Origin of the sequence: Peptoniphilus grossensis ph5 (assembly GCF_000311825.1) — a bacterium.
Lineage (GTDB): Bacteria > Bacillota > Clostridia > Tissierellales > Peptoniphilaceae > Peptoniphilus_A > Peptoniphilus_A hominis.
Window position 1 is genome coordinate 489199 of sequence record NZ_HE978567.1, and the last position, 23952, is coordinate 513150.

A 23952-nucleotide genomic window follows, 5' to 3' on the forward strand; every position below is an offset into this window, starting at 1 on the left:
CAAGGATTTCAATCTTTGATATTATATATTAAAGAAAGAGCTTAGTCAAGATTTTTTAAAAATTCGAGGTACTTATGCAAGTTAAAAAAATTAAAGTGAAGGAAAAGAAAAACATAGCCCTTGTTGCCCATGACCACAAGAAAAAGGAACTCCTAGCTTGGGTTAAAAGGCACGAAGAAAAATTAAGGGGACACAATTTTATTGGAACAGGGACTACTGCTGCCCTCATCTCTCGTGAGACATCTCTTGATGTCAAAAGACTTGTTTCTGGTCCACTTGGCGGCGACCAACAACTTGGTGCAAAAATTTCTGATTCAAAAATTGATATTTTGATTTTCTTCTGGGATCCTCTTGAGGCGCAACCTCACGACCCCGATGTCAAGGCCCTACTTAGGATTTCCACCCTATACAATATTGCCATGGCAACATCTCCTACTACTGGCGACTATATTTTGTCTTCGCCAATGTTTAACGAGGAGTATGATGTGGAAATTTTGGACAACGAATACTCTGTGGAAGATAGAATTTCAAAAAATGATTTTGATTAATTTTTAAAAATTTTTGGTAAAATTATTTTAAAGAAGTTAAATTTTTCAAAGGTTTCGATAATAAAACTAGGAGGAATTATGGATTACAAAAGATTTGGCGACAAAATTATTGCAAGAATTGACAGAACTGAAGAAGTTCACGAAAAATTAAGAGAAATTGCTTTAAAGGAAAATATTAAACTTGCCAGCATTTATGGCATTGGAGCCACAGACGACTTCACTATTGGACTCTTTAGCCTGGCAAAAAGAGATTACAAGGAAAAAAAATTTCAAGGGCGAATTTGAAATTTTATCTCTAATTGGTAGCATCACAACCCTAGATGGCGAATACTATCCACACCTTCACATATCTGCATCTGACACTGACGGAAAAGTTTATGGCGGCCATTTAAAGTCTGCTAAAATTAGTGTAACTTGCGAACTAACTATTAATGTAATAGAGGGCACTGTGGAAAGACAAAAGGACGACTACACTGGCATAAATATTTATAAGTTTGATTAATTTTTTAAAGGCGACTTTTTAGTCGCTTTTATTTTTTTTAATTTTTTTGATAAAATAAATTCATTGGAGGTTATTATGACAAATATTTTAGATAGATTTTTAAATTATGTTTCCTTTGAGACAACTAGTGACGAAAGTTCCCCTACTTGTCCTTCAACTAAAAGACAATTAAAACTTGGAAATTTTTTGGTGGAGGAGTTAAGATCCCTTGGCATTGAGGCTGAGATTGATGAAAATGGCTATGTCTATGGAAAAATTCCTGGCAGGGTAAAAGCCAAGAAGACTGTTGGTTTTATTGCTCACATGGACACTGCTCCCGACATGAGCGGTAAAGATGTAAAGGCAAGGGTCATTGAAAATTATGATGGCTGCGATATAAAATTAAATGAGGACTTTACCACATCTGTATCCGATTTTCCTTTTTTAAAAGATTTAAAGGGCGAGACAATCATAACAACTGACGGGACTACACTCTTAGGTGCCGACGACAAGGCTGGCATAGCCATAATTATTTCTGCTGTGGAAGAACTTTTAAGGGACAAAGATGCCAAATATGGCGACATAAAAATTGCCTTTACACCTGACGAAGAAATCGGCAGAGGTGCAGACAAGTTTGATGTGAAAAAATTTGGGGCAGACTTTGCCTTTACAGTTGATGGCGGACCTCTTGGCGAGCTTGAATACGAAACTTTTAACGCGGCTTCAGCAAAAATCGAAATCCAAGGCAAAAATGTCCACCCAGGTTCTGCCAAGGACACCATGATAAACTCACAGCTAATTGCCATGGAATTTAATTCAATGCTCCCAGTAAATGAAAGACCTGAATACACTGAAGGTTACGAGGGCTTCTCCCTCCTTCTTGGCATAGAGGGATCTGTTGAATTCACAAAAATGAACTACATCATAAGAAATCACTCAAGGGAAAAGTTTGAAGACATGAAAAAATTATTTGAGGAGATTGCAGATTTCTTGAATAAAAAATACGATGGCCGCATAAAACTTGAAATCAAGGACCAATATTACAACATGAGAGAAGTTTTAGAGGACCACATGGAAATAATTGACCTTGCAAAAAGAGCCTTTGAAAAATCTGGCGTCACTCCAAAAATTGGCCCAGTAAGGGGTGGAACTGACGGCTCAAAATTATCCTTTATGGGTCTTCCCACTCCAAACATCTTTACTGGTGGCTACAATTATCATGGTCGCTATGAACTTGTAAGCCTTGATCAAATGCAAAAGTCCAAGGAAGTTGTAAAAAATATAATAGAGCTTCTAGCTCAATAAGAATTACATTAAAAAAGACCATCACAGGCATGATGGTCTTTCTTTATAAATTAATTTTCCCTATTTAATTTTCATCTTTACTTTCATTTTCATTAGAATTAGAAACAGAAGTAGAATTTTCTTCTTTCACAGCTTCTTCCTTTAATTTTTCCCTAAGCTTTTTGTCTCTAATTTTTTGCTCAATAGCTGCCCTTTCTTCCTCTGTCATGTTTTGTAACTCTTCTTCAGTATAATTTAAGTCTTCTTCGCTTGCTTCTGTTTCATTTTCTCTCAGTCTTACAAGTTCATGGGCTTCATAAGTTGCACTATCTTTATCCACAAAATATAGGGGTGAACCCTTTTTAGTAGTGCCTTCCACAGTTTTCATGCCAATATTTTCCTTGTCCAGAGTTATGCCATAGTAGGCAAGATAGGAAAGCTGACCGTAGTTCATGTCCGTCTCAATGTGTTTATTAGCAATAGAAACAAGTTTTGGAACTTTCAAAAGCATTTTAGGTGACTTCATCTTGTCAAAAATCTTCATGATGAAATCTTGTTGTGCCTTAATCCTGTCAAGGTCTTGATTCTTGTAAAGTTTTCTAATTCTAAGATACTTCACAGAGTCTTCTCCATTTAAGAGGTGAAGACCTTCTTCAAAATTAATTTCTAGTGGCGGTATAGTCGATGGATCTGTGTACTTGTATTCTGGCGTGTAAACTTCCACTCCGCCAATGGCATCTACAAGCTCCTTCACTGCGTCATAATTAACTGTAACATAATGATGGATCTTTACTCCCATAAAATCTTCTACACTTGAAACTTGAAGGTCAATGCCTCCACGAGCATAGGCTGCATTCATCCTATAATTGTCGTAGCCCTTTATCTTGTAGTATGTATCTCTTGGGATGGATAAAAGTCTAACCCTATCGTACTTTGGATCAATGGATAAGAGCATAATTGTGTCTGCCCTCTTAGAGTCCTCGTCCTTTTCATAAGTAACTTGGCTGGAATCAAGTCCAACTAATAAAATATTTACAATGTCCTCATTGTCATTAAAGACAGTAATTTTTTCTGGCTCAGCAACTTCTTCTTTATTTATAATTTTTTTATTGTCATCTAATTTTTTTCCCCTTGGCATAAATATAAATGTAAGTCCTAGTGCTCCAAGGAGGAGTATAACTGTAAGGAATACAAATATTCTGTAAATATATTTCATATTAACCTCCTAAACTAAGTCTATATAAAAATTAATAAATTTTCAATACTTTTTACTCCCATGATATTGTGAAAATACTTTGGGTAAAAGATAAATATGAAAATATTATTAGACGCAGACGGTTCACCAGTGCGCGAAATATGTGAAAGGCTCTGTCAAAAATACGGTGCAAGGCTTCTCTTGGTAAAAAATTACAGCCAGGACTTCTCGCCAACTTATGGCGAGGTCATTAGCGTTGACATCTCCAAGGAAGCAGCCGACATCTACATTGCCAATCATGCAAAAAGTGGAGATCTGGTCATAACAAATGACAAGGGTCTATCTTCCCTTGCCCTTTCAAAAAATGCAAGAGTCATGGACTTTCAAGGTAAGATCATAGACGATGACAATATAGTAGCCATGCTAGAAAGCCGTCACTTTAAGAGAAAAATGCGAGAGAGACAAGTTTATTTTAATATTGCAAAAAGAGATAATAGTGCCGATGAAGAATTTTATAGGGCCCTAGATAAATTTTTGGAGGAAAATAATATGCTTACACTATTTGTTTCAAGCCTCTGCCCAGACTGTCCACCTGCAATTGCAGCAGTAAAAGAAAAAAATTTGGACTGCGAAATTGTAGACATAACGGCATCAATGGCAAACTTGAAGAGATTTTTAAAGGAGAGGGACTTCTCCGAGGACTTTGACGAAATTGTTGAAGAAAATCGCGTTGGCGTGCCTGCACTTAAGCGCGACGACGAATTTTACTTTTTTGATGGAAACTTAGATGAATTTTTAGAGGGATAATATGGATTTTAACGAATTTAAAGAATTGGCGAAAAAAAGAGAGTCATGTAGAGACTATGACCCAGATAGAGAAGTTGAAATAGAAAAAATTGAGGCTTGCCTTGAAACTATGAAGCTTGCACCATCAGCTTGCAATGCACAGCCCTACTACTATTACCTTGTCCGCGGCGACGATGCAAAAAATATTTCAAAATACTTTCAACTTGGCAAAATGAACTCCTTTACAAAGGATGTATCTGCCTTTGCTATTGTCACAGAAGAAAATTACAACTTATCTGCCAAGATTGGCTCAAGTGTAAAAAATCAAGATTACAAATCCATTGACATAGGCATTTCTGCCGCCTACTTTACAGCAGAAGCCACAAGCCTTGGACTATCAACTTGTATAATCGGTTGGTTTGACGAAGAAAAGTTGCAAAAATTTTTAAAGACCAAGAGCAAAATCAGACTTGTAATAGCTATTGGCTACGCAAAAAATGACGATTTGCGCGAGAAAAAAAGAAAGACATCTGATGCCCTATACAAAATAATTTCAGAAGACAAATAAAAAGAAAACTAGGTTCATTGGACCTAGTTTTTTACATTATGGGTTTGATGTAGCCAAGCTCCATGGCAGTGTTATAAGCCTCAACAAGATTTTTCGCCCCAAGCTTTGCGTAAATATTTGCTATGTGATTGTAGAGAGTCCTTTCGCTTATGAAAAGTTTCTCTGCAATTTCTTTTTTTGTCATACCCTTTACAAGTTCAGTCAAAATTTCTTCCTCTCTTTTTGTGAGGGTTTCCAAAAGGTCAGGGCCTTGATCTTTAGATAAAATTTTTTCATCTCTATAGACTCTTTCTAGCCTTTCAATTAATTCATCCACTTCCACAGACTTGTTTATAAAGTCTCTGGCGCCCTTTTCCTCTGATTTTCTTTTGTAGTTAATCATGTCGTAGGAAGTCAAAATTACAACCTTTTTATTTTTGTCAAAGTCATAAATTTTATCCAAGATGTCAAAGCCCGTCTCATCTCTTTTTAAATTTATGTCCACAAGAAAAATGTCATAGTCTTTTTTCATTTCAGCATAAAATTTTTCCACTTCATTTGTGTAAAAGCAAGAGATTCCCCTTTCTTCCAAGAGGAGCCTTAAGCTCTCACCAAAAATTTTGTGGTCATCTAATAAAAGAATTTTCATCTATAAACCTTCTCAATCTTATTTTCGTGTAAAGGGTCCTTCCCCTGTCCTCGTAGGAAATTTCGCCTTCATTAGAGGAAATTAGCATCTTCAAAAGGAGAACCCCCCTCTTTGAATCCTCTATATTTTTAAAGTCCCCTTCAGCCATGCCGTCGCTTTCCACTTCCATAATTATAAAGCCTCTATCTTCATAGAGTCTGTAAAAAATATAGGTGGCCTCTGAATGCTTGTAGATGTTGTTGACAAGCTCCTTGGTAATTAGGGCAATTAATTTTACTTCCTCGCCCCTTAAATTTTCTAAGGCACTTGAAATTTTCTTGTCAATTTTTGGAGTCTTATAAGGATAAAGGCTAGCCACATTTTCAAAGATGACATGAATATTTTCTTCCATGCCAAAGTCTTCAAAGAGACTTGTCTGATAAAACTTCATAATTTTTCTCAGTCTTTCATTTAATTTTGTAAGCAAGTCGCTTGCCTCATTGACCTTGGGCTCTTTTAGACTCAAATAATTTTTGGCAGCAAAAATATCTTGTAGGACCTCGTCGTGGATAAGCCTTGCAAAATTTTCCCTTTCACTTGCAAGGTACTGAGACATGTAAAATAATTTAAAGGTCTTGTCGTAGACATCTTCCCTATCCTTTAAGAATAGGAAAAAGAAAAGGCAGCAGGCAAAAAATATGACCTGATTAAAAATATTTATTACAAGGACATCTAAATCCAAGAGATAAGTTAAAAGCATAATCACGCAAATGAAAATTCCCGTAAAGACCTGAGTCATCTTTTTTGAAATTGGAAGAATACTTATGTAAAAAGTCTTCTCTTTTCGATAGTTTTTCACTATATAAAAAATTGAAGTCAATAGTCCTAGACCAAGGCAAATTAAAAAATGCAAATTTTTATTTAGGGCAAGGGCAAAAAATAAGAGTGAGGCAAAAATATAAAGTCCGTCAGTTTTTTTATCCTCTTTCTTAGTAATTTCTGTGTAAATGAAGCCATAAATAATTAGGATTAATCCTGCTGAAGTTAAGTTTATTATTGGATCCTTGCTTGTAATTTCGCCTGTCTTATAGAGGTAGGACCAATAAAAAATCAGGGCGGCATGTGAAATTATTATTTTTAAAATTCTCTTATAGATCAAAAGTAACTCACCGCAATCCTTTCCTTGCTTGTCTTTATTGCCACAAAAATATTTGCAAAAATTAAAATTAAAAACTTGCCTATCAAGTACAATTTTATCACAGAAGTGAAAATATAAATATTAGTTGAGACTATTAGTACAAGGCCTCCAAAAATAATTATCTCCTTTTGGATCCCAGCCATCTTGTTCATGTTTTCTGTATTTAAAATTTTTAAAATTAAAAAACTTGTGTAAAGACCAGCTGTAAGTAGGAAGTTTAAAATTTCAAGGACCCCAATCCTTGTCTTCAAGGCAAAAAATATTAGGGAAGGCAAAAGCGTAATGAGGCTTGAAAAAAATAAGGCTCCAAAATATTTTTCTAGCAAAAATTTTATGGAGACGCCATTGGCAAGAAGAAACTCTAATTTTTTCCTGGCCTTGTCTTCTTGGAGGGTCCCCTTGGAAAACTCTAAGGCAAAAACTAAAAAGAGGAGGGCAAGACCCTCTAGGCCCATGAGCCTTGATAGACTTGTGTTTTTTTCAAGAGATACCCTTGATAGAAGGGTAAAAATAAGTCCAAAGAAACCCATTAAGAGGGCATTCCTGTCCAGGCTTTTCTTTAGGTCAAGACCAATTAGTTTTAAGACCACTCTGCCTTCACCTCCATTACATTTTCATTTTCTAGTTTTCTAACTTGGTTAAAAGAATAAAGTCCTAAAAGAAGACCAATAATTACATTTGCAAGAATTAAAAATAGGCTTAAGTCCAAATTTACAAGTTCTAGAAAATTTAAAATCCTTCCAGAAAAATTTCCCAAGAGATAAATCATAAGACTCGTGCTAAAGAAAACTATATTTTTGAAAAACTTAAAATTCTTCCTATACATTGCCCTTATGTTAAGAGTCAAGATCAAAAAATAATGAAGGATGATACAGGTTAGGTAAAGGACGATAAAGGATTTGTCCAAGTCACAAATCACATAAGTTCCAAAAAAAATTATGAAGTAAGCAAGAGATGAAAGCCTCCAATTTTCTATTGAATATACCTTTATTATCTCTCTTACGTAAAGTCCAGTCCCCAATAAAAACTCCAACCTGCCACTTAGCTTGTCCCTGAGACTTAAATTTACAAGAATAGTGTTGGAGCCAATTATTCCAAAGCCAAGTATGAGGGCGTAGGTCATGAGGATGATAAAATCCTCTCCCCTTGCCCTAAAGAGAAACTTGTAAAGAGCAAATAGGTAGGCAAGGGCAAGTAGGAAAAATAAAATTGTGTTGATCATCACTTCTTTGTCCCTAAAGATTATGTATCTCGTAGCCTTGTTTAAATCCGTGTCCTTCATTTTGATCCCTCCTCTATAAATAAGTCCTCAAGATTTTCTCCAAGCTCTGAAATTTCTCTGGTGAATAAAATTTTCCCATCCTTAATCATAGTGACTTTATCGGCAACTTTTTCTATCTCTGACAAGTCGTGAGAGGTGATGACAAGGGTCTTGCCTTCCTCCTTTAAGCTGGCAATAATTTTTCTAATTTCCACTCGAGAAAGGGGATCTACACCAGAAGTTACTTCGTCTAAAAAGATTATGTCCCTATCCATTAAGACAATAATTAGAAGAGATAATTTCCTCTTCATGCCCTTGGAATAAGTTGCAACTTTTCTATTAAGGTCATCTGTAATCCCCAATATGTCAGAATATTTTTTATAATTTTCCTTGTCTGCGCCAAAATAAAGGGAGAAGATATTTATATTTTCCATGCCAGTTTTTTCCTCATAGAGGTAGTCATTTTCAAGTAGCATGGCATAGGAAGCCTTGACTTCCACATGACCTTGGCACTTATAAATGCCCGTCAAAATCCTCAGTAGGCTTGTCTTTCCTGACCCATTTGGTCCAACAAGGGCATGGACAGTATTTTTTTCCACAGAAAAAGAAAAATCACAAAAGAGTTTTTTGCCCTTAAAGTTTTTCTCAATATTTTTTACAAGTATTATGTCTTCCATATTGCCTCCTTGTGCAAGCTCCCTGTGATTTTTATTTTTCTATTCTATTTTTAATTTTAAATTTAAAAATTCAAAAATTTTAAGATGCATCCCAAGACTGTCAGGATGATTCCCAAAAATTTTTTCTTATTCTTATCTCTATTCAGGATAGAACTTGCAAAAATATAAATTCCAACAAATATAATAATGTTTGATAATGTTAAGTATTTCATTTCTAACTCCATTCTAATTTTTTATGGTCATAAGTTCATGAGTAATAACTGCAAATATTAAAAAAAGTGTATGCAGTCCACCTACACTTAAAATTTATTTTTTAGTTCTTAAAGCTGTGAACGGGAGCTGGTATAAAGCCACCGCGGTTTGCAAATCTTTCACTGCTTCCCACATGGACTGGAATAATTGGAGCTGAACCAAGTAGTCCGCCAAAGGTTGCTTCTTCGCCAACGCCCTTTCCTATTACTGGGATGAGTCTAACGGCAGTTGTCTTTTGATTTATAATTCCAATCATGGCTTCGTCGGCAATTATGGCAGCAAGTGTTGATGCCTTAGTGTCTCCTGGAATTGCAATCATGTCGAGACCAACTGAGCACACGCAAGTCATGGCTTCAAGCTTATCTAGTCCAATGTGACCATTTCTTGCAGCTTCAATCATGCCCTCGTCTTCACTCACTGGTATGAAGGCTCCAGAAAGTCCACCAACATGATCAGATGCCATAATGCCACCCTTTTTCACTGCGTCATTTAACATGGCAAGGGCAGCAGTAGTTCCATGTCCTCCTGCAAATTCTACGCCAATTTCTTCTAGAATTCTTGCAACAGAGTCGCCAATAGCTGGTGTTGGTGCAAGGGACAAGTCAATTGTGCCAAAGGGAACTCCCACCTTATTGGCAACTTCTGTTCCAATTAGTTCGCCAAGCCTTGTGATTTTAAAGGCAGTCTTCTTAATAGTTTCTGAAACTACATCAAAGCTTTCGCCCTTAACTTTTTCTAGGGCATACTTGACTACACCTGGACCAGAAACTCCAACATGAAGGACAACATCCCCCATGCCAACTCCGTGAAAGGCTCCTGCCATAAAGGGATTGTCTTCCACTGCATTGGCAAAGACAACGAGTTTTGCACAGCCAATGGAGTCTGCATCCTTAGTATTTTCTGCAGTGGTAACAATTTTTTCGCCAATTAATTTAACTGCATCCATGTTTAGGCCTTTTTTTGTTGTCCCAACATTTACTGAAGCACAAACTTTTTCTGTTTCAGCAAGGGCGCGAGGAATAGAATTTATTAAAATTTCATCAGCTGGCGTCATCTCTCCATGAACTAGGGCAGAAAAACCACCGATAAAGTCAACGCCAATTTCCTTTGCAGCCCTATCAAGTGTCCTTGCAAATTCTGTGTAGTCTTTTTCATCAGTTGCCCCTGCAATAAGTGCAATAGGTGTAACTGAAACTCTCTTGTTTACAATTTCTACGCCATATTTTTTGCCGATTTCATTGGCGTAGTCAACTAAGTGCTTGCCATACTTAATTATTTTATTGTAAATTTTTTCGCGAGCAGCCTCGCCATCTTTATCTATACAGTCTAAAAGTGATATGCCAAGAGTTACAGTCCTAATGTCTAGGTTCTCTTGGTCAAGCATCCTAACTGTCTCTAATATTCTTCTCTTATCCATAATAGCTCCTTAAATTTGGTGCATCTTGTCGAAGATACCTTGGTGTTGAACCCTAATAGAAAGATCTAATTCTTCGCCAAGTTTTTCGTAGGCGTCAACAACTTCTTGGAACTCAACATTCATCTTAGTCAAGTCAACTATTACAATCATTGTAAAGTAGTCGTCTAAAATTGTTTGTGTGATGTCCACAATATTTAGATCGAATTCCACCATCTTCTTTACTACTTCGTATACAATACCGATTTTGTCACTACCAATAACAGTTATAACAGCTCTCATAGCATCCCCCTTATTTAAAATTACAACCATTATACCATAATTTAAGGCTTTAATTTTATTTTTGTAATTGAATCTCCTCTTGCTTTATTATATTATAAGTTAAAAGGGTGGTAATATGAAAAAATTAAAAATTATAATAATTTCTTTAATTGCAATTTTATTTTTCACTGCTTGTGGCAAAAATAAAAATTCCAATAAAGAAGATCTAGCAGAAAAAAATAAAGTTGAAGAAAGTGAAAAGGAAAAAGTAAATGAGCCGGAAATAAAACTCCTTATTGCAAGAGAAAATCTTGGCGAGTCAAGTGAAAAATTTCCTCTTGCAGAAATTCTTGGCGACTTGACTTTAGATGACTACGAAAGAATTTTTATGGGAGTGAGCTTTAATAACAAGGACACACAAAAGACTGAAGATAAAGCAGGAGATCTAATAATTTATTCTCACGGTAGAATAGTTAAACTTTCCAAGGAAAAAGTAGATGGTATTTATAACAACGAAGAAATTAGAAAAGAAAATTCAAAATTAATTGAGTCAAAGGATAATTTAAGGGACAAGGCCCTAGGACTTCTACTTTCAAATCAAGTTCAAAATATTGAAACTATGAAGAACCCTGGCGACTACCAAATTTATTATACTCATCTAGTTAAGGACTTCTTTGAAGATGGAAAATTAATTTTTCTTGCAATTGTAACTAATGAAAATTATTCCTACAAGAATGGAATTTTTAATGACGAATCTGGCTATACTACTCCCGTGGAAATTAGGTATGTCTTAGATGGCGATAAGAATTTTGTCTTTGATGAAAAGATTGAAGCTATGGATGGGGCAGGATACGGACCTTCTATTGAAAAAATGGCTCGAGGTGACGATGACATCTCTGGCAAATTGATGTTTTCTGATAGAAGAAAGGAACACTACGATAGATTAATGGAAGAATTATTTTACAAGGCTCAGGAAAGTGGACTAAAGGACTTCACCCACAAGCTTGAAGAAATTCCTGGTTACGAAAAAGATGTAGTCTATATCGAAAAGGGTCCAAACCATTACCCAGGCACAATAGAAATTGCCAAGAAAAAAGATTACGAAGAGGCAAAAAAGAAAGTAGGAACAGAAAACTTGCCTCACTGCGACGGAATCCTCTACCACGAAAAAACAGGAATAGCAGTAAAATGGACAGTTGATTATTTTGAATAAAAATAATTTAAAAAAATTAATAAAAATCTAGGATTTTTTTATTCAATAATATGTATTTTTATTATTAGGAGGGGGAGTAATACCCATTCGGGCACACAGAGGTCATCGGAAGGCCCTTTCCTACTCCTAAGAATCTACAAGAAAAAGCAAATGTTGGGGAATCAAAATCAAAGGCTTTGACATTAAAAGAAATTAATAATATTCAGAACGTAGGACTATCTGTGTTTACAGTTTATCAAAATGGAGGATATTATCCAAAATATTTTGCAAATGATAGCCAGGGAACAATAGACGCTCAGATTGGATATATTTCTGTATTAAAGTTTAATCTTAGTTGAATTGTATCATTAACTAGTGTATAGTTAGTTAGTTAATTAATGATGATGTATTTTTAACGGTTTTCATAAATACATTGTATCAAAAAAAGACGAAGATTTTTATGTTTCCTCGTCTTTTTTCTATATAGGGTTCTTTATAGGGGTCTTTTTCAACAACACCTTTTATTAAAATCACGTATCCCATTTTAAAAATAAAATTTCATTTTTTCTTCATCAAATATAATGGCTATAAAATTTCCATATACATTTTAGTCATTATATTTGAAAATTTAAAAATAAAACTTCATTTAATGATTTTCAATGAATTTTTATTGTTTTTTAATAAAGAATTGGATAAAAATAAACCTCAGCTCTTACACTGAGATTTACTTTAACTTGTGATTTTATTTAATCATGTTTACAATCATTTGAGCGACTTCTGCCCTAGTTAAATTATCTTTAGGCCCAAAAGTTCCATCATCACGTCCAACTAATAGACCCTTTTCTGTTGCTTCTTTTACATCTTTTGATGCCCAGTCAGAAATCTTATTTTGATCCTTAAATTTAGGAGCTTCTAGATTCTTTACTTTTATATCAAATTTTTCAGCAAATAAATTTAGTATTCTCGCAATTTCTTCACGAGTTATCTCTCTATCTCCTCCAAAAGTATTATCTTCATAGCCTACTATAATACCATTTTTGATTGCCCAATTTACATAAGCAGATTCTTCTGAATTTGCATCAACATCTTTCAAAGACTTGCCTTTATATTTTTCCACATCAATTTTTTTGAATCTTCCCAATGCCTTTACTACACTATATCTTGTAGCATTTTTATTTGGTTTAAATTCATTTCCTATTAAGTCAATTAAATTATTTTCAAGTGCGTAATTTATTGAATCTTTAGCCCAATGTCCATCAATATCAGTAACTTTTCCAGAATTTTTTGTTAAATTTTTATTTGCAATTTCTTCACCTTTCTTCAAGGCATCTTCCTTTGTAAAATTACTAGACTTTGACGTATATACAGGGTATGTTTTTGTATGGCTGTGGCTTCTGTGTCTTCTTACATTTGAAGATGATTCTTCTTTGTCATCTTTATTGTCTTTTTCAGGTTCAACTGGTGTTGGAATAACTGGTTTGTCTTGATTTTCTTTTTTATCTTCTTTTACAATTTTAAAACTATCTACAATAGATTTGTCGTTAGTTTTATAAGTTGTAACTTCAATTGAATTATCTGTAACTTTTACATTTGAAATATTTGGAACTTTTTCTTGGTTCTTTACTGCTGAATATTCAAACTTTTTATCTTGCATTATGTCATAAAATTTAGAACCTGATGCAGAGTTTGTTGTAACATATATAATTCCCTTTGGATTTACATATTCACTCGGTGCTTTTCCTTCTTCTCCATTTTTCCATTCAATTATTGGTTTTGTTCCATCCATTACATGAGTTCTTGTATAAACGTGGTCGTGTCCATTTAATACAAGGTCAATTTTATTTTCTTTTAATATTGGAACAAGTGTTGATCTCATATCTGTAATATAATCATCTAATGCATGAGATGCTACTGTGTATGGAGGATGGTGAAATGTTACTACTCTCCATTTTACATTTGGATTATCTGCAATTGCTTTTTCAATTGTAGCCTTGTGTTCAGCAAAATCAGCTTTGTTTGTATTTAAGCAAATAAAAAGTGTATTGTTATATACATAATAATAATTGCTTCCCGCCTTTGTTGTCCCTTCATCTTGCACGTTTGGAACTTTAAAATGTTCTGTGTAAGCATGATTTCCTGAATCATGGTTTCCTATTATTGGTGCAAGAGTTAATCCATTGAATCCATCTCTATTAATGTAAGCATCATATTGTCTTTCATTGTCTGAAATATTTACTTGATCTCCAAGTGAGAGTAAGAATGATGCACTAGGATCTAATTCTGGTAAAAGCTTTAGTGTTTTGTCCCAACCTTTTTCATCTTCGTCTTCAAAACCAGCCCCTATTTGAGGGTCTCCTGCTGCGAAGAAACTAAAATCTCCTGTTCCACCAGTTTTAAAAGTTTTAACTTCAGAAACTGCATCTCCATTAGAGAATCTATACATATATTCAGTGTCTGGTTCTAATCCATCTAAAGTCACTTGATTACTTGAATATCCTGGAAGATTTGTTTTTTCGATAACTGCTGCATGAAGAACTGTTGCATCTTTAAAATCTTTTTCTGCATTTCGTTTTGCAAACTCAAACTTTCCTTTTTCTTTTGTGTTTGCATACCATGTGAAGTTTCTTTCTGTGCCATCTTTTCCTATAGTCAATATATCATTTGTCAATTTAACTTCTTCATCTGTAGAAGATGTTCCATTGTCCACATCTGGTGTCACTTCATCTGATGCATTATTAACTTCTTCTTTAGGTGTCACTTCATTTGATGAATTATTAACTTCTTCTTTTGGTGTTGCTTCATTTAATTGAGCATCATCTTCTGCCGCTTCTACTACATTTGTACTAAATCTAATTTCATTACCTTCAAATCCCAATCCTAATGGTGAAAATACTGAAACTAACATTAGTATAGCTAAAAATAAACTGAATCTCCTTTTCATTATATACCTCCTCTTCAGTTAGAATTATTATTTCACAGTATTGTAAAGTCAAAAAATATAATCTGTAATGTATTCTTAAAGATTTTGTAAATTTATCTTCTTTTTAATTTGATTTTTTCTTTTTTATAGATTACTCCTGATATATAAGCACTAACTGGAACCATTATAATTACTACCGCTGTACCTATGAGCGAATTGACAAGTTCAACAGCAAAAAAATCCGAACTAACTAATTGATTAAAATCAACTCCATAGGATATTAAAACTAAAACTGTAGCTATGGAGCTTCCCAAAAATGCAAATATCAAAGTATCGACCATAGTACCTATAATATCCTTTCCTATTACCATCCCAGATTTAAAAAGTTCTATTTTTGTTATTTTAGGATTTTTTACATATATCTCATGAAGTGCAGAAGATATTGAAACGGAAACGTCCTTACAAGCTCCATAGGCTGCTATGGCAACACCTGCAAACATAAGAGGATATATTTGTAATCCTGTTTTTGAATTTATAAGTAAGAGTCCTTCTACATCAGCTAAATTATATCCACTTAAATGTGTGAAATAAGATGAAATATAAAAACATATTGCAGCAGATATAAATCCAACTGACACACTTATTAAGTTTACAAGTCCAATTAATGTGTAACCTTGGAGTATTACAACCGAATAAATACTTCCCAAGACACAGGTTAATATTGTAATCCATACTGGCGAATGTCCCAAATATATTAGAGGGATCATAAAACAAAACATTAAATATAAACTTATAAAAAGTGATGCCGCAGATTTTATCCCCTTTGACTTTCCAATTGCATATAACATTATTAAAAATAAAATTAACATAATAGCTATTGGGACAGATCTGTCGTAATTATAAATTGTATAATATGGCTCAATCCCCTTTGGTTCGTCCACATAAACTATTACCTTAGAACCTTCCTTTAAGTACACAGAATGTTCCGAAAATAAATTATTTTCTATAGTTATTGGTTTATCAAACCTTTTATCTTTCATTTCAACCAAAACTTTTTGGGATCCAGTCTTTAAATTTTGATAACTCTCAACTGTATCTTCATCTAAAACTTTTATAACCTTACCCTTCTCATAAGAAACTGCGTTTTGAACTATAACTGTATCTCCAAAGTCTACATCTTTCCAAAAAATAAAAATTAAAATTAAAATTAAAACTAACGTCCCATTACAAATATATTTTATTTTTTTACTCATCCCTTCACTCCTTCTGCAAAATTATTGCATTCAAAAGTAAATTTTATATATATTTAATGTAAAATAAAATTCATTATCCCATCACCTTTATAAAAAGGCTCTATGTCAAATATTGGTGAGACTCGTTAATTCGAGTCTCTCTTTTCATTTGATAAGTTGTAAAATTAAATGTGACACAAATAAAAAATAAAAACTCATACTAACTTCGTGTAAAATGTTAATAACTACAAAAACACACACGGAGGTTAATATGAGCTATAAAAATCTTACACTAAACGAAAGAAATAATATAGAGGTGTTAAACAAATAAAAAACCTCCTGTTATTTTTGTGTTCTGGTAAACCACAATTTATTTCAACATGGAGGTCTTTTTTTATTAGTTTTTCATCGCTAAAGCTAAATTGAACCCCTGGTCTAACCAGGGATATTCTAATTACAAAAAGACGAGGATTTTTATGTTTCCTCGTCTTTTTTCTATATAGGGGTCTTTTGCAACAACCCCTTAATTTTCTCAAAAATTTATAAACTTACTTGCAAGCGTCAATAAATTTTTCAAAAATCATATTCATTTCCTTGTCGTCGTACATCATTTCTGGATGCCACTGTACTCCTAGGACAAATTTTTTGTCCTCAAGATAAGCTGCTTCAACAAGTCCTTCTTCTGAAAGTGCGGCAACCTTTAAGCCCCTTCCTAGTTCATTTATGCCTTGGTGGTGGTAGGAGTTTGTCCAAATTTCATCTCTCTTAAATATTTCATAGAGGGGAGAATTTTCAAAAATTTTTAATAAATGTGAGGGCTCATTTCTCAGTGAATTGTTAAGTGAGTGTACAGGAAAGCCTGCTGAAGGCAAGTCTTGGTGAATGGATCCTCCAAGAGTGACATTTAAAATTTGAAGACCTCTACATATTCCAAGTATAGGTAGGTCCCTTTCAAGGGCATACTCTGTCATAAAAATCTCTTGGTGGTCGCGAATGTTGTCAAAGTTGCCAGCCTTTCCGCTGTTTCTTTCCTTATAGATTCTTGGGTTCACATCGTGACCGCCAGATAAAAGTAGTCCGTCAACCTTATCAAGGATAAGAGTCATGTTCTCTATGCTTTTTATGTTTGGAATTAAAATTGGCAGGCCACCATTTCTTTCTATGGCCCTAATATAATCTGCTGCCACAAGCTGCCAGTCTTGACCCTCCGCTCCAATTTGTCCAACATCTTTTTGAGAAAGTTCTCTAAGTGAATTCACAGAAATTCCTATAATTTTTTTCATAATTTTCCTCCCTTAAATTATCTCTAATTATATCAAAGAGAATCCTTCTTGATAATAGCTAAACTTCTATTTTGTCTTTCTTGATTAAAAAATAGGGCTGATATATAATTTAGGAATCAGAGGTGTTTTATGAACTTAAAGAGACAATTTTTCAAATTTGTTATCCCATCAATAATTGCTATGTGGGTCTTTTCAATTTACACAATTGTCGACGGATTTTTTGTAGCAAACTTTGCCGGTGAATTAGAATTATCAGCAGTGACAATAGTTATTCCCTATGTAAATTTTCTCTTTGCCATTGCCATTATAACAGGCGTTGGCTCACAAACCATAATTGGCATTGAGCTTGGAAAGGGAAATCGAGACGAGGCAAATAAGGTCTTTACCTTTATTCTTATTTTTATACTTGCCTTTGCAGTTCTTCTTGCCGCCCTTGCCTTAATTTTTATGGATAAAATAATTTTGTTTTTGGGGGCAAACTCAACTTTATTTCAACTGTCTCACGATTATTTATCTGTGATTGTATTCTTTTCGCCCTTTTATATAATTTCCTATGCCTTTGAAGTATTGGTAAAAGTGGATGGCTTTCCTAGAACTGCAATAATTGGTGCAGTTTCTGCCTGCCTGACAAATATTATTTTAGATTATATTTTAATAGACAAGTTTCACATGGGAGTGAGAGGTGCCGCTCTTGCTACGGGCATTGCACAGTTCTTATCTTGCGTCATTTTTTTCCTTCACTTTAGGGCTGCCAAGGGTTATCTACGCTTTGTGAAAATAAAAATGAGGGCAAAAGAAATTTTGTCCTATTTGAAGACAACTATAGCCTATGGCTTTGGCGAATTTATTTCTGAACTTAACACAGCAACCTTTGTCTTTATCTTTAACTTATTCATTATAAAATATATTTCGCCAGAATTTTTATCAGCCTATGCAGTTATAAATTACCTCTCCGTCTTTGCAAACTCAACCTTCCAAGGAGTTTGCCACGGAACTCTGCCACTCCTTTCCTACTATCATGGATCTGAAGAGCGAGAAAAAAGTTTAAAAATTATAAAAATGAGTTTCATCTTTATCTTTATAATTTCCATAATTATGTATGCCATATCTTATTTTGGGGCAGAAAAATTATTTTCTATGTTTTTAGAAAATAAAACTATGATTTCATCTTCCATTAGACCCCTAAGGCTTTACGCCTTGATGTTTTTATTGGCAGGACACAATTTATTTATAGCAACACTTTCTTCTGCCATTGGAAATCCAAAATATTCCATAGTAATAAATATAATGAGAGGCTCTCTTGCCCTCTTCTTCTCCATTTACCTATGTGTAAAACTTTTTGGAGCAAGATATTTATTCCTTGGCGCCTTTATATCTGAATTTATAGTATTTTTAATTGCAATGTATTCTCTAAAGAAGATGACAGAAAAACCAAAATTACAAAGTGCTTAAAAAAAGGAAGTCAAACATGGCTTCCTTTTACTTTGCAATATTTTTATTTTAAATTTTATTTTAGTCCAAATATTTTTTAAATTCTTCAGGAATATTTTCTGCCAGGTATCCCAGTCCACAAATGTCTGGACCCACATGGGCTGCTATTGTTTGACCTATCTCCAGTGACAAAAATTTGTGGTAATTCTCTTTTTCTAGTTTAGAAATAAGGGGATTTAAAATGTCCTTGTCGTCTGCATAAACTGGAAAGACTCTGTCCCTTCCATCTGCTGTGGAATTTTCAGAAATAATTTCCACCATCCTCCTGTAGGATTTGTTTTTGCCGCGCACAATTTCTGACACATAAATTTTTCCATCGCCGTCAACTTCAAGGATTGGAAAAATATTTAAGACGCTAGAAATTCTTGCCTTGGTCCTGGAAACTCTGCCACCTTCATAAAGATATTTGAGGTCAAAAACTGTAAAGATGTGCTTGGTATTTTTCACCAAAAATTTTACCAGGCTCACGACTTCTTCAAAGCTCGCTCCATTTTTTGCTGCAAGGCCTGCGAAATATGTTATTTGACCAAAGCCAACGGAAGCTGCAAGAGAGTCAATGACTTCAATTTTTACAGGATATTTTCCTTCTATTTCCCTTTTTGCCATGCAGGCATTTTGAAAAGTTCCACTCATTCCTGATGAAAGTGTGATGCAAATAAAATCATTGCCATGGCTTGCCAGGTCTTCAAATTTTTGCAAGTATTCGTAGTAAGTTATTTGACTAGTTTTAAAAAATTTGCCATCTCTCATCTCTTGGTAAATTTCTTTATTAGTCATTTCTTCTTTTAGGTCTTCGCCCTTATCATCTGTGCTTTTTATTTTTAAAACTTCTACATCAAGTTCTTCAATTGTCCTCATATCTAAGTCGCATGAAGAATCAGATATTATTTTAAATGCCATTTGTTCCTCCTGTGTGCTTATTTTAGCTTTTTTATTGTCTCTATTGTCTTATCTATTTCATCCTCATTGTTAAAATAGGAAAGTGAAAGCCTCACTATGCCCTGATTTTTTGTTCCCACTCTCTCGTGAAAGAGTGGCGCACAGTGTATTCCTCCCCTTGAGGCAATTTTACTCATCTTATATAATTTTTCTGAAATCTCTGATGAGGCATAGTCCTTGTAGTTAAAGGAAACTATGGATGTATCTTTTTCATTTGAGTATAATTTTATTCCAGGAATATCTTTTATGTCGCAGAAAAGTTTTTTGCGAAGACCGTGAATTTTTGCAGAAACTTCATCTATGCTCACTTCATCAATAAACTTTACCCCAGCGCCTAGGGCAATAATTGAGTGAAAATTAATTGTACCATATTCGAAGACATCGGGCATGTCTACTGGGTTATATCTGTCAAAAGAATTTACTCCGCTGCCACCAGTAAAGACATTTTTAAATTTTTCGCCAGACAAATCTATTATTGCCCCAGTGCCACTTGGACCAAAGAGAGCCTTGTGACCTGTTATGCAAAAAATTATCCTTGGATATTTTCTCTCATTAAATTTTATTTTCACAGTCCCTGCAGCCTGTGCCCCGTCAATTATTACTAAAAGATCATGGTCTATGGCAAAGTCGTAAAGGTAATCTAAATCTGTCATAGCTCCACTTACATTAGATTCTGCAGTAATAACTATTGCCTTAGTGTTCTCCCTTAAATATTTATCCAATTCCTCTAATTTTAAATTAAAATTGTCATCAATGTCTATAAAAGAAAGTTCTACTCCCCTATCTTCAAGTTGATAGAGGGGCCTTAGGACAGAGTTGTGCTCTGTTAGGCTTGTAATAAGGTGGTCGCCTGCCTTAAAAAGAGAGGACAAACAGAGATTTAGTGATGTAGTTATATTTGCCGTAAATGCAATATTAAGTGGATCTTCGATGCCAAAAAAATCTGCAAGAATCTCCCGAGTATCGTAGACTGCCTGGCTTGAATTTATAGCTTCATCATAAAATCCACGAGATGGATTGGAAAATTTCCTGCTGGCAAGAGCCTCATATAAAGTTTTTGCCACCACATCCGGTTTTATTAGGCTGGTAGATGAATTGTCTAAGTAAATCATTTTTCACCAATCCTTATAATTTTTCTAGCAGAATTTTCTTCTAGGAACTTATAAATTCCCTTGGGACAAATATCTTTTTCACACAAAAAAATTTTTGCCTCTTCTAAATTCCCATCTAGCCTCACAGCAAAGCCGCAGCCCTTAGATAATTCTTCAGGCACTGGTATTACTCTTGCGGCTAATTTGTTTCTCCTTAGAACTCTCTCTGCCTTTATTGATTTGTTTGAGGAATCAAAGGTCAAGATAAAATATTCTAGCATGGTTTTACGACTCTGTACTTAGTCATAATTTCACAAATTCTATACATGTTTGTTATTTCGCCAATTTTAAGTTGGTCTTTTAATTTATAATTTTCAAGGCAAAGTCCACAGGATAAAATTTCTGTGCCCTTTTCTTCTAATTTTTTAAAATCTTCTACAGTTTTTTCATTTATTGTAGTTAGATGTACTCCGTAATTGTAGCACAAGATGTATTTTGGATGGCTGTCCTCTTCTGATAGGGCATAAGTGAAGGATTCCATTAATTTTTTTGAAAATTCTTCTTCGCCAATGCCAAGTTTATCTGATGAAAAAATTACTACATATTCATCACTAACAACTTCAGATTTTTTTCCATCTGCTGATTTTTTTAGATGAACTTCGTAGTCAGTCTTTGAATTTTCAACAATACTTGTTGTATAGCCCAATTGGTCTGCCATCTTTTTTAAATTTTCTGTAGCAACTTCGTTATCTACTCTTACTAAAACTTCTTCCAAATTATTTTCGCTAATTGCCCTTTTAGTCATAATTACTGGCCTTGGACAAGCATATCCTCTTGCATCAATTTCCATTTATATCACCTTAAATTTTTTATTTTCTCTTGGTATCACGCGGCCTACATAAAAAGCAGGAATGCCACTTTCCTTCATTTCTCCTAAAATTTTTTCTGCCTCATCTTTTTTTGCAGCAAAGAGAAGTCCACCAGATGTCTGGGGGTCAAAGAGCACTTCTTCTAGGGCAAAGTCATCAAAGGTAAATTCAACCTTATCTTCTAGTGCCCTTCTATTTCTCTGACCGCCTGCAGTGAATAAAAATTCACTGGCAGCTTCATAACTTCCCGGCAAGAAATTTATTTGGTCGGCAAAAATTTCTACAGAGTCTTCAGTGCACTCGTCTAGATGGCCAAGTAGACCGAAGCCAGTTACATCTGTGACAGAAGAAACTTTGTACTTCTTTAAAATTTCCGCTCCATACTTATTTAATGTGGTCATATTTTTTATTGCCTCTATGTAATTTTCTTCTGAGGTCATTCCCACAGAATAAGCGCTCATAACTAGGCTCACGCCAAGAGGCTTTGTCAGAATAAAATAATCGCCCACTTCTGCGCCCCTATTTGTCCAGATTTCATTGTTTTTCACAAGCCCTGTCACGCATTGACCAAATTTAATTTTTCTGTCGTGAATAGAATGTCCACCAGTTATTGAAACTTCTGCCTCGCCACAAACATCTCCTGCACCCCGAAGAATTTCTTTTAAAATTTCAAGATTTTCTCCTTCAGGAAAGCAAACTATATTTAGGGCAAACTTTGGCTCTGCACCCATGGCATAGATGTCAGATATTGCATTTGTAGATGCAATCCTTCCAAAGTCATAGGGATCTTTTACCATTGTAGAAAAAAAGTCCAAGCTCTCAACGAGGGAGATGTCATCGTTTATTTTATAGACGCAGGCATCGTCTCTTCCGTCGAAGCCCACTGTGATTTCTTCTCTCTTGTAGGGCTTTAAATCTTTTAAGATGCTCGATAAATCTTTGACTCCAATTTTTTCATTGCAGCCGCCGCAAACTTCAAGCTCTAATTTTATTTCTGACATATTATCACCAATTAATATTATATCACAGAGAAATTTTTTCATATATCTTTTATAAAGGCAAATTACTTGTCTACAATAAATTTTTTTATTTGCTATAATAATTTTATGGAAATCAAGTATATGAAAGAGGCAATCCGCTATGGACGGCGCTCACTTTTATCTGACGACGTGCCCGTAGGATGTGTCATAGTAAAAAATAATAAAATAATTGGATATGGCTACAATAAAAAAGAAGAGCTTCACTCTCCCCTTGCCCATGCAGAAATTATGGCTATAAATATGGCGTCAAAAAATTTAAATTCCTATCACTTGGAAGGCTGCGACATCTATGTGACCTTAGAGCCCTGCCTCATGTGTGTCGGCGCTATTTTAAATGCCCGCATAAAAAATTTATATTTTGGCGCAAGGAATAAGCGCTTTGGTGCAGTTATTTCTCACCAAAAAATAGAAAAACTCATAACTAATCACAGGATAAGTTATGAGTCGGGAATCTTAGAGAGAGAATGTGCAAACTTAATAAGCGAATTTTTTTCAGATCTTAGGAAGAGGTCTAAATAAAAATCCAGCATTTGTTTGCAAAAATTCTAAGATAAATTTGTCGTAATTATTTTTTGTAAGTATGGCAATAACTATGCCAAGTATTGCTCCTATTATTACATCGCTGGGATAATGGACAAAGTGATAAATCCTGGAGAGGGCAATTAAAGTTGCCACAAGAAGGAAAAATATTCCCATGCCCTTAAAGTAAAAGTAAATAGTTAAAGCAGCTGCAAAGGATGAAGATGCGTGTCCTGATGGAAAGGAAAAGTCTGTTGGATTTTTTATCAAAAGCTCAACTTTTGATATCCATGAAGGTCTTTTTCTCTTTAAAATATTTTTTAAAAGTAAATTGCAAACTATTCCATTAAAAATTAGGGCAAGGGCAATATTTACGCTCTCAATTCTAAATCCCAAGTAAAATAAAATAAATGTGGTGAAGAGCCAAATAGCACCGCCTGTTCCCAGGTGTGTAATTGCAATCATATACCTATTTAATGTCTCCGTCCTTATGCTAAGGAGCCATTCTAAAAATTTTTTATCCATTTGCACCTCTTATGAAAAAAGGCCTATTCCTAGGCCAATTTTTACATTCTATTTTCGTTGTCAACCCATTCTTTAGCTTCTTCAACAGAATTTTCAGTTGGAATTTCGATTCCTGTTTCAGGATCTTTTCTTTCTGTCTTAGCATATACATCAGAGTCTGGTCTGTTTTCTGAGTTGATTTGCTTTTGTTGGTCCATATTTGCCTTCATTTGTTTCTTTTTTGCATCAGAAAGAGTTTTTGAATTTTCAATTAAATCTTTTTCTTTTTTATTGTCTGTCATAATAATTCCTCCATTAATAATAATAAAATATTCTTAAT

The 23952-nt window shown here is 34.4% G+C and carries 27 protein-coding genes; 9 read left to right on the forward strand and 18 right to left on the reverse strand.

What is annotated here, in order from left to right; all coding sequences use genetic code 11:
• Positions 1-74 precede the first annotated feature (74 nt).
• The 4 genes from HGPG_RS06615 to pepT all read left to right on the forward strand — a co-directional run bounded on the left by HGPG_RS06615 (position 75) and on the right by pepT (position 2334).
• The gene (locus HGPG_RS06615) at positions 75-548 is read left to right on the forward strand and encodes a methylglyoxal synthase (RefSeq protein ID WP_019125275.1); all 474 of its coding nucleotides are present in this window, start codon (positions 75-77) and stop codon (positions 546-548) included.
• Between the two features lie 78 nt (positions 549-626).
• Complete coding sequence (locus HGPG_RS10520) at positions 627-833, forward strand: PCC domain-containing protein (RefSeq protein ID WP_245543895.1); 207 nt, start codon at positions 627-629, stop codon at positions 831-833.
• On the forward strand, positions 772-1050 hold the full coding sequence (locus HGPG_RS06620; protein ID WP_245543896.1) for a PPC domain-containing DNA-binding protein: 279 nt from the start codon (positions 772-774) through the stop codon (positions 1048-1050). The genes HGPG_RS10520 and HGPG_RS06620 overlap by 62 nt, the downstream gene beginning before the upstream one ends.
• 75 nt (positions 1051-1125) lie before the next feature.
• Complete coding sequence (gene pepT, locus HGPG_RS06625) at positions 1126-2334, forward strand: peptidase T (protein WP_019125276.1); 1209 nt, start codon at positions 1126-1128, stop codon at positions 2332-2334.
• Positions 2335-2398: 64 nt separating this feature from the next.
• Here pepT and HGPG_RS06630 read toward each other — a convergent pair whose 3' ends face one another.
• Positions 2399-3529 (reverse strand): LCP family protein, encoded by a 1131-nt coding sequence (locus HGPG_RS06630; RefSeq protein ID WP_019125277.1) that lies wholly within the window; start codon positions 3527-3529, stop codon positions 2399-2401.
• A gap of 96 nt (positions 3530-3625) precedes the next feature.
• Here HGPG_RS06630 and HGPG_RS06635 point away from each other — a divergent pair, with 96 nt between their 5' ends.
• Both HGPG_RS06635 and HGPG_RS06640 read left to right on the forward strand, forming a co-directional pair.
• The gene (locus HGPG_RS06635; protein ID WP_019125278.1) at positions 3626-4315 is read left to right on the forward strand and encodes a DUF188 domain-containing protein; all 690 of its coding nucleotides are present in this window, start codon (positions 3626-3628) and stop codon (positions 4313-4315) included.
• Between the two features lies 1 nt (position 4316).
• Positions 4317-4862: a nitroreductase family protein gene (locus tag HGPG_RS06640; RefSeq protein ID WP_019125279.1), complete on the forward strand. Its 546-nt coding sequence runs from the start codon at positions 4317-4319 to the stop codon at positions 4860-4862.
• A gap of 31 nt (positions 4863-4893) precedes the next feature.
• Here HGPG_RS06640 and HGPG_RS06645 read toward each other — a convergent pair whose 3' ends face one another.
• From HGPG_RS06645 to HGPG_RS06675, 7 genes are all read right to left on the reverse strand, one after another.
• A complete protein-coding gene (locus HGPG_RS06645; protein ID WP_019125280.1) occupies positions 4894-5490 on the reverse strand; it encodes a response regulator transcription factor in 597 nt (198 codons plus the stop codon).
• The gene (locus HGPG_RS06650) at positions 5468-6628 is read right to left on the reverse strand and encodes a sensor histidine kinase (protein ID WP_019125281.1); all 1161 of its coding nucleotides are present in this window, start codon (positions 6626-6628) and stop codon (positions 5468-5470) included. The genes HGPG_RS06645 and HGPG_RS06650 overlap by 23 nt, the downstream gene beginning before the upstream one ends.
• The gene (locus HGPG_RS06655; RefSeq protein WP_019125282.1) at positions 6625-7257 is read right to left on the reverse strand and encodes a hypothetical protein; all 633 of its coding nucleotides are present in this window, start codon (positions 7255-7257) and stop codon (positions 6625-6627) included. The genes HGPG_RS06650 and HGPG_RS06655 overlap by 4 nt, the downstream gene beginning before the upstream one ends.
• The gene (locus HGPG_RS06660) at positions 7248-7949 is read right to left on the reverse strand and encodes a hypothetical protein (RefSeq protein WP_019125283.1); all 702 of its coding nucleotides are present in this window, start codon (positions 7947-7949) and stop codon (positions 7248-7250) included. The genes HGPG_RS06655 and HGPG_RS06660 overlap by 10 nt, the downstream gene beginning before the upstream one ends.
• Positions 7946-8605: an ABC transporter ATP-binding protein gene (locus tag HGPG_RS06665; RefSeq protein ID WP_019125284.1), complete on the reverse strand. Its 660-nt coding sequence runs from the start codon at positions 8603-8605 to the stop codon at positions 7946-7948. The genes HGPG_RS06660 and HGPG_RS06665 overlap by 4 nt, the downstream gene beginning before the upstream one ends.
• A gap of 313 nt (positions 8606-8918) precedes the next feature.
• Positions 8919-10274: a PFL family protein gene (locus HGPG_RS06670; protein ID WP_019125286.1), complete on the reverse strand. Its 1356-nt coding sequence runs from the start codon at positions 10272-10274 to the stop codon at positions 8919-8921.
• Between the two features lie 9 nt (positions 10275-10283).
• On the reverse strand, positions 10284-10553 hold the full coding sequence (locus HGPG_RS06675) for an ACT domain-containing protein (protein WP_019125287.1): 270 nt from the start codon (positions 10551-10553) through the stop codon (positions 10284-10286).
• A 115-nt stretch (positions 10554-10668) separates the two neighbouring features.
• Here HGPG_RS06675 and HGPG_RS06680 point away from each other — a divergent pair, with 115 nt between their 5' ends.
• Positions 10669-11745 (forward strand): hypothetical protein, encoded by a 1077-nt coding sequence (locus HGPG_RS06680; protein WP_019125288.1) that lies wholly within the window; start codon positions 10669-10671, stop codon positions 11743-11745.
• A gap of 721 nt (positions 11746-12466) precedes the next feature.
• On the opposite strand, the gene HGPG_RS09975 is transcribed toward HGPG_RS06680, so the two are convergent.
• From HGPG_RS09975 to HGPG_RS06695, 3 genes are all read right to left on the reverse strand, one after another.
• Positions 12467-14665, reverse strand: coding sequence for an S-layer homology domain-containing protein (locus tag HGPG_RS09975; RefSeq protein ID WP_019125289.1), 2199 nt, complete (start codon positions 14663-14665; stop codon positions 12467-12469).
• Positions 14666-14757: 92 nt separating this feature from the next.
• Entirely contained in the window at positions 14758-15897 is a 1140-nt protein-coding gene (locus tag HGPG_RS06690) for a YibE/F family protein (RefSeq protein WP_019125290.1), read from the reverse strand.
• A gap of 527 nt (positions 15898-16424) precedes the next feature.
• Entirely contained in the window at positions 16425-17159 is a 735-nt protein-coding gene (locus HGPG_RS06695) for a gamma-glutamyl-gamma-aminobutyrate hydrolase family protein (RefSeq protein WP_019125291.1), read from the reverse strand.
• A 129-nt stretch (positions 17160-17288) separates the two neighbouring features.
• Between HGPG_RS06695 and HGPG_RS06700 the strand changes: the two genes are divergently transcribed.
• The gene (locus tag HGPG_RS06700) at positions 17289-18611 is read left to right on the forward strand and encodes an MATE family efflux transporter (protein ID WP_019125292.1); all 1323 of its coding nucleotides are present in this window, start codon (positions 17289-17291) and stop codon (positions 18609-18611) included.
• A 60-nt stretch (positions 18612-18671) separates the two neighbouring features.
• On the opposite strand, the gene HGPG_RS06705 is transcribed toward HGPG_RS06700, so the two are convergent.
• From HGPG_RS06705 to selD, 5 genes are read right to left on the reverse strand one after another with little or no spacing between them, the layout of a single operon-like run.
• Entirely contained in the window at positions 18672-19550 is an 879-nt protein-coding gene (locus HGPG_RS06705; protein ID WP_019125293.1) for a DegV family protein, read from the reverse strand.
• Between the two features lie 17 nt (positions 19551-19567).
• Positions 19568-20701: an aminotransferase class V-fold PLP-dependent enzyme gene (locus HGPG_RS06710; RefSeq protein ID WP_019125294.1), complete on the reverse strand. Its 1134-nt coding sequence runs from the start codon at positions 20699-20701 to the stop codon at positions 19568-19570.
• A complete protein-coding gene (locus tag HGPG_RS06715; RefSeq protein ID WP_019125295.1) occupies positions 20698-20961 on the reverse strand; it encodes a putative Se/S carrier protein in 264 nt (87 codons plus the stop codon). The genes HGPG_RS06710 and HGPG_RS06715 overlap by 4 nt, the downstream gene beginning before the upstream one ends.
• Entirely contained in the window at positions 20955-21530 is a 576-nt protein-coding gene (yedF, locus tag HGPG_RS06720; RefSeq protein WP_019125296.1) for a sulfurtransferase-like selenium metabolism protein YedF, read from the reverse strand. Before yedF ends, HGPG_RS06715 begins: the two co-directional genes overlap by 7 nt.
• Positions 21531-22550 carry a selenide, water dikinase SelD gene (gene selD, locus HGPG_RS06725; protein ID WP_019125297.1) on the reverse strand — a complete coding sequence of 340 codons (1020 nt, stop codon included), beginning with the start codon at positions 22548-22550 and terminating at the stop codon, positions 21531-21533.
• Positions 22551-22655: 105 nt separating this feature from the next.
• Here selD and HGPG_RS06730 point away from each other — a divergent pair, with 105 nt between their 5' ends.
• Complete coding sequence (locus HGPG_RS06730) at positions 22656-23108, forward strand: nucleoside deaminase (protein ID WP_036731846.1); 453 nt, start codon at positions 22656-22658, stop codon at positions 23106-23108.
• Here the strand turns inward: HGPG_RS06730 and HGPG_RS06735 are convergent.
• On the reverse strand, positions 23082-23633 hold the full coding sequence (locus HGPG_RS06735) for a phosphatase PAP2 family protein (protein WP_019125299.1): 552 nt from the start codon (positions 23631-23633) through the stop codon (positions 23082-23084). The genes HGPG_RS06730 and HGPG_RS06735 overlap by 27 nt on opposite strands.
• Before the next feature lie 41 nt (positions 23634-23674).
• Positions 23675-23914 carry a CDIF630_02480 family spore surface protein gene (locus HGPG_RS06740; protein WP_019125300.1) on the reverse strand — a complete coding sequence of 80 codons (240 nt, stop codon included), beginning with the start codon at positions 23912-23914 and terminating at the stop codon, positions 23675-23677.
• Positions 23915-23952 lie beyond the last annotated feature (38 nt).

Bases quoted from the DNA above. Each gene is read 5' to 3' on its own strand.
- HGPG_RS06675 (WP_019125287.1), bottom strand. From the start codon at position 10,553: ATGAGAGCTGTTATAACTGTTATTGGTAGTGACAAAATCGGTATTGTA.
- selD (WP_019125297.1), bottom strand. From the start codon at position 22,550: ATGTCAGAAATAAAATTAGAGCTTGAAGTTTGCGGCGGCTGCAATGAA.
- HGPG_RS06710 (WP_019125294.1), bottom strand. From the start codon at position 20,701: ATGATTTACTTAGACAATTCATCTACCAGCCTAATAAAACCGGATGTG.
- HGPG_RS09975 (WP_019125289.1), bottom strand. From the start codon at position 14,665: ATGAAAAGGAGATTCAGTTTATTTTTAGCTATACTAATGTTAGTTTCA.
- HGPG_RS06665 (WP_019125284.1), bottom strand. From the start codon at position 8,605: ATGGAAGACATAATACTTGTAAAAAATATTGAGAAAAACTTTAAGGGC.
- HGPG_RS06630 (WP_019125277.1), bottom strand. From the start codon at position 3,529: ATGAAATATATTTACAGAATATTTGTATTCCTTACAGTTATACTCCTC.
- HGPG_RS06740 (WP_019125300.1), bottom strand. From the start codon at position 23,914: ATGACAGACAATAAAAAAGAAAAAGATTTAATTGAAAATTCAAAAACT.
- HGPG_RS06645 (WP_019125280.1), bottom strand. From the start codon at position 5,490: ATGAAAATTCTTTTATTAGATGACCACAAAATTTTTGGTGAGAGCTTA.
- HGPG_RS06660 (WP_019125283.1), bottom strand. From the start codon at position 7,949: ATGAAGGACACGGATTTAAACAAGGCTACGAGATACATAATCTTTAGG.
- HGPG_RS06730 (WP_036731846.1), top strand. From the start codon at position 22,656: ATGGAAATCAAGTATATGAAAGAGGCAATCCGCTATGGACGGCGCTCA.
- HGPG_RS06695 (WP_019125291.1), bottom strand. From the start codon at position 17,159: ATGAAAAAAATTATAGGAATTTCTGTGAATTCACTTAGAGAACTTTCT.
- HGPG_RS06705 (WP_019125293.1), bottom strand. From the start codon at position 19,550: ATGGCATTTAAAATAATATCTGATTCTTCATGCGACTTAGATATGAGG.
- HGPG_RS06670 (WP_019125286.1), bottom strand. From the start codon at position 10,274: ATGGATAAGAGAAGAATATTAGAGACAGTTAGGATGCTTGACCAAGAG.
- HGPG_RS06735 (WP_019125299.1), bottom strand. From the start codon at position 23,633: ATGGATAAAAAATTTTTAGAATGGCTCCTTAGCATAAGGACGGAGACA.
- yedF (WP_019125296.1), bottom strand. From the start codon at position 21,530: ATGGAAATTGATGCAAGAGGATATGCTTGTCCAAGGCCAGTAATTATG.
- HGPG_RS06690 (WP_019125290.1), bottom strand. From the start codon at position 15,897: ATGAGTAAAAAAATAAAATATATTTGTAATGGGACGTTAGTTTTAATT.
- HGPG_RS06680 (WP_019125288.1), top strand. From the start codon at position 10,669: ATGAAAAAATTAAAAATTATAATAATTTCTTTAATTGCAATTTTATTT.
- pepT (WP_019125276.1), top strand. From the start codon at position 1,126: ATGACAAATATTTTAGATAGATTTTTAAATTATGTTTCCTTTGAGACA.
- HGPG_RS06715 (WP_019125295.1), bottom strand. From the start codon at position 20,961: ATGCTAGAATATTTTATCTTGACCTTTGATTCCTCAAACAAATCAATA.
- HGPG_RS06635 (WP_019125278.1), top strand. From the start codon at position 3,626: ATGAAAATATTATTAGACGCAGACGGTTCACCAGTGCGCGAAATATGT.
- HGPG_RS06640 (WP_019125279.1), top strand. From the start codon at position 4,317: ATGGATTTTAACGAATTTAAAGAATTGGCGAAAAAAAGAGAGTCATGT.
- HGPG_RS06615 (WP_019125275.1), top strand. From the start codon at position 75: ATGCAAGTTAAAAAAATTAAAGTGAAGGAAAAGAAAAACATAGCCCTT.
- HGPG_RS10520 (WP_245543895.1), top strand. From the start codon at position 627: ATGGATTACAAAAGATTTGGCGACAAAATTATTGCAAGAATTGACAGA.
- HGPG_RS06700 (WP_019125292.1), top strand. From the start codon at position 17,289: ATGAACTTAAAGAGACAATTTTTCAAATTTGTTATCCCATCAATAATT.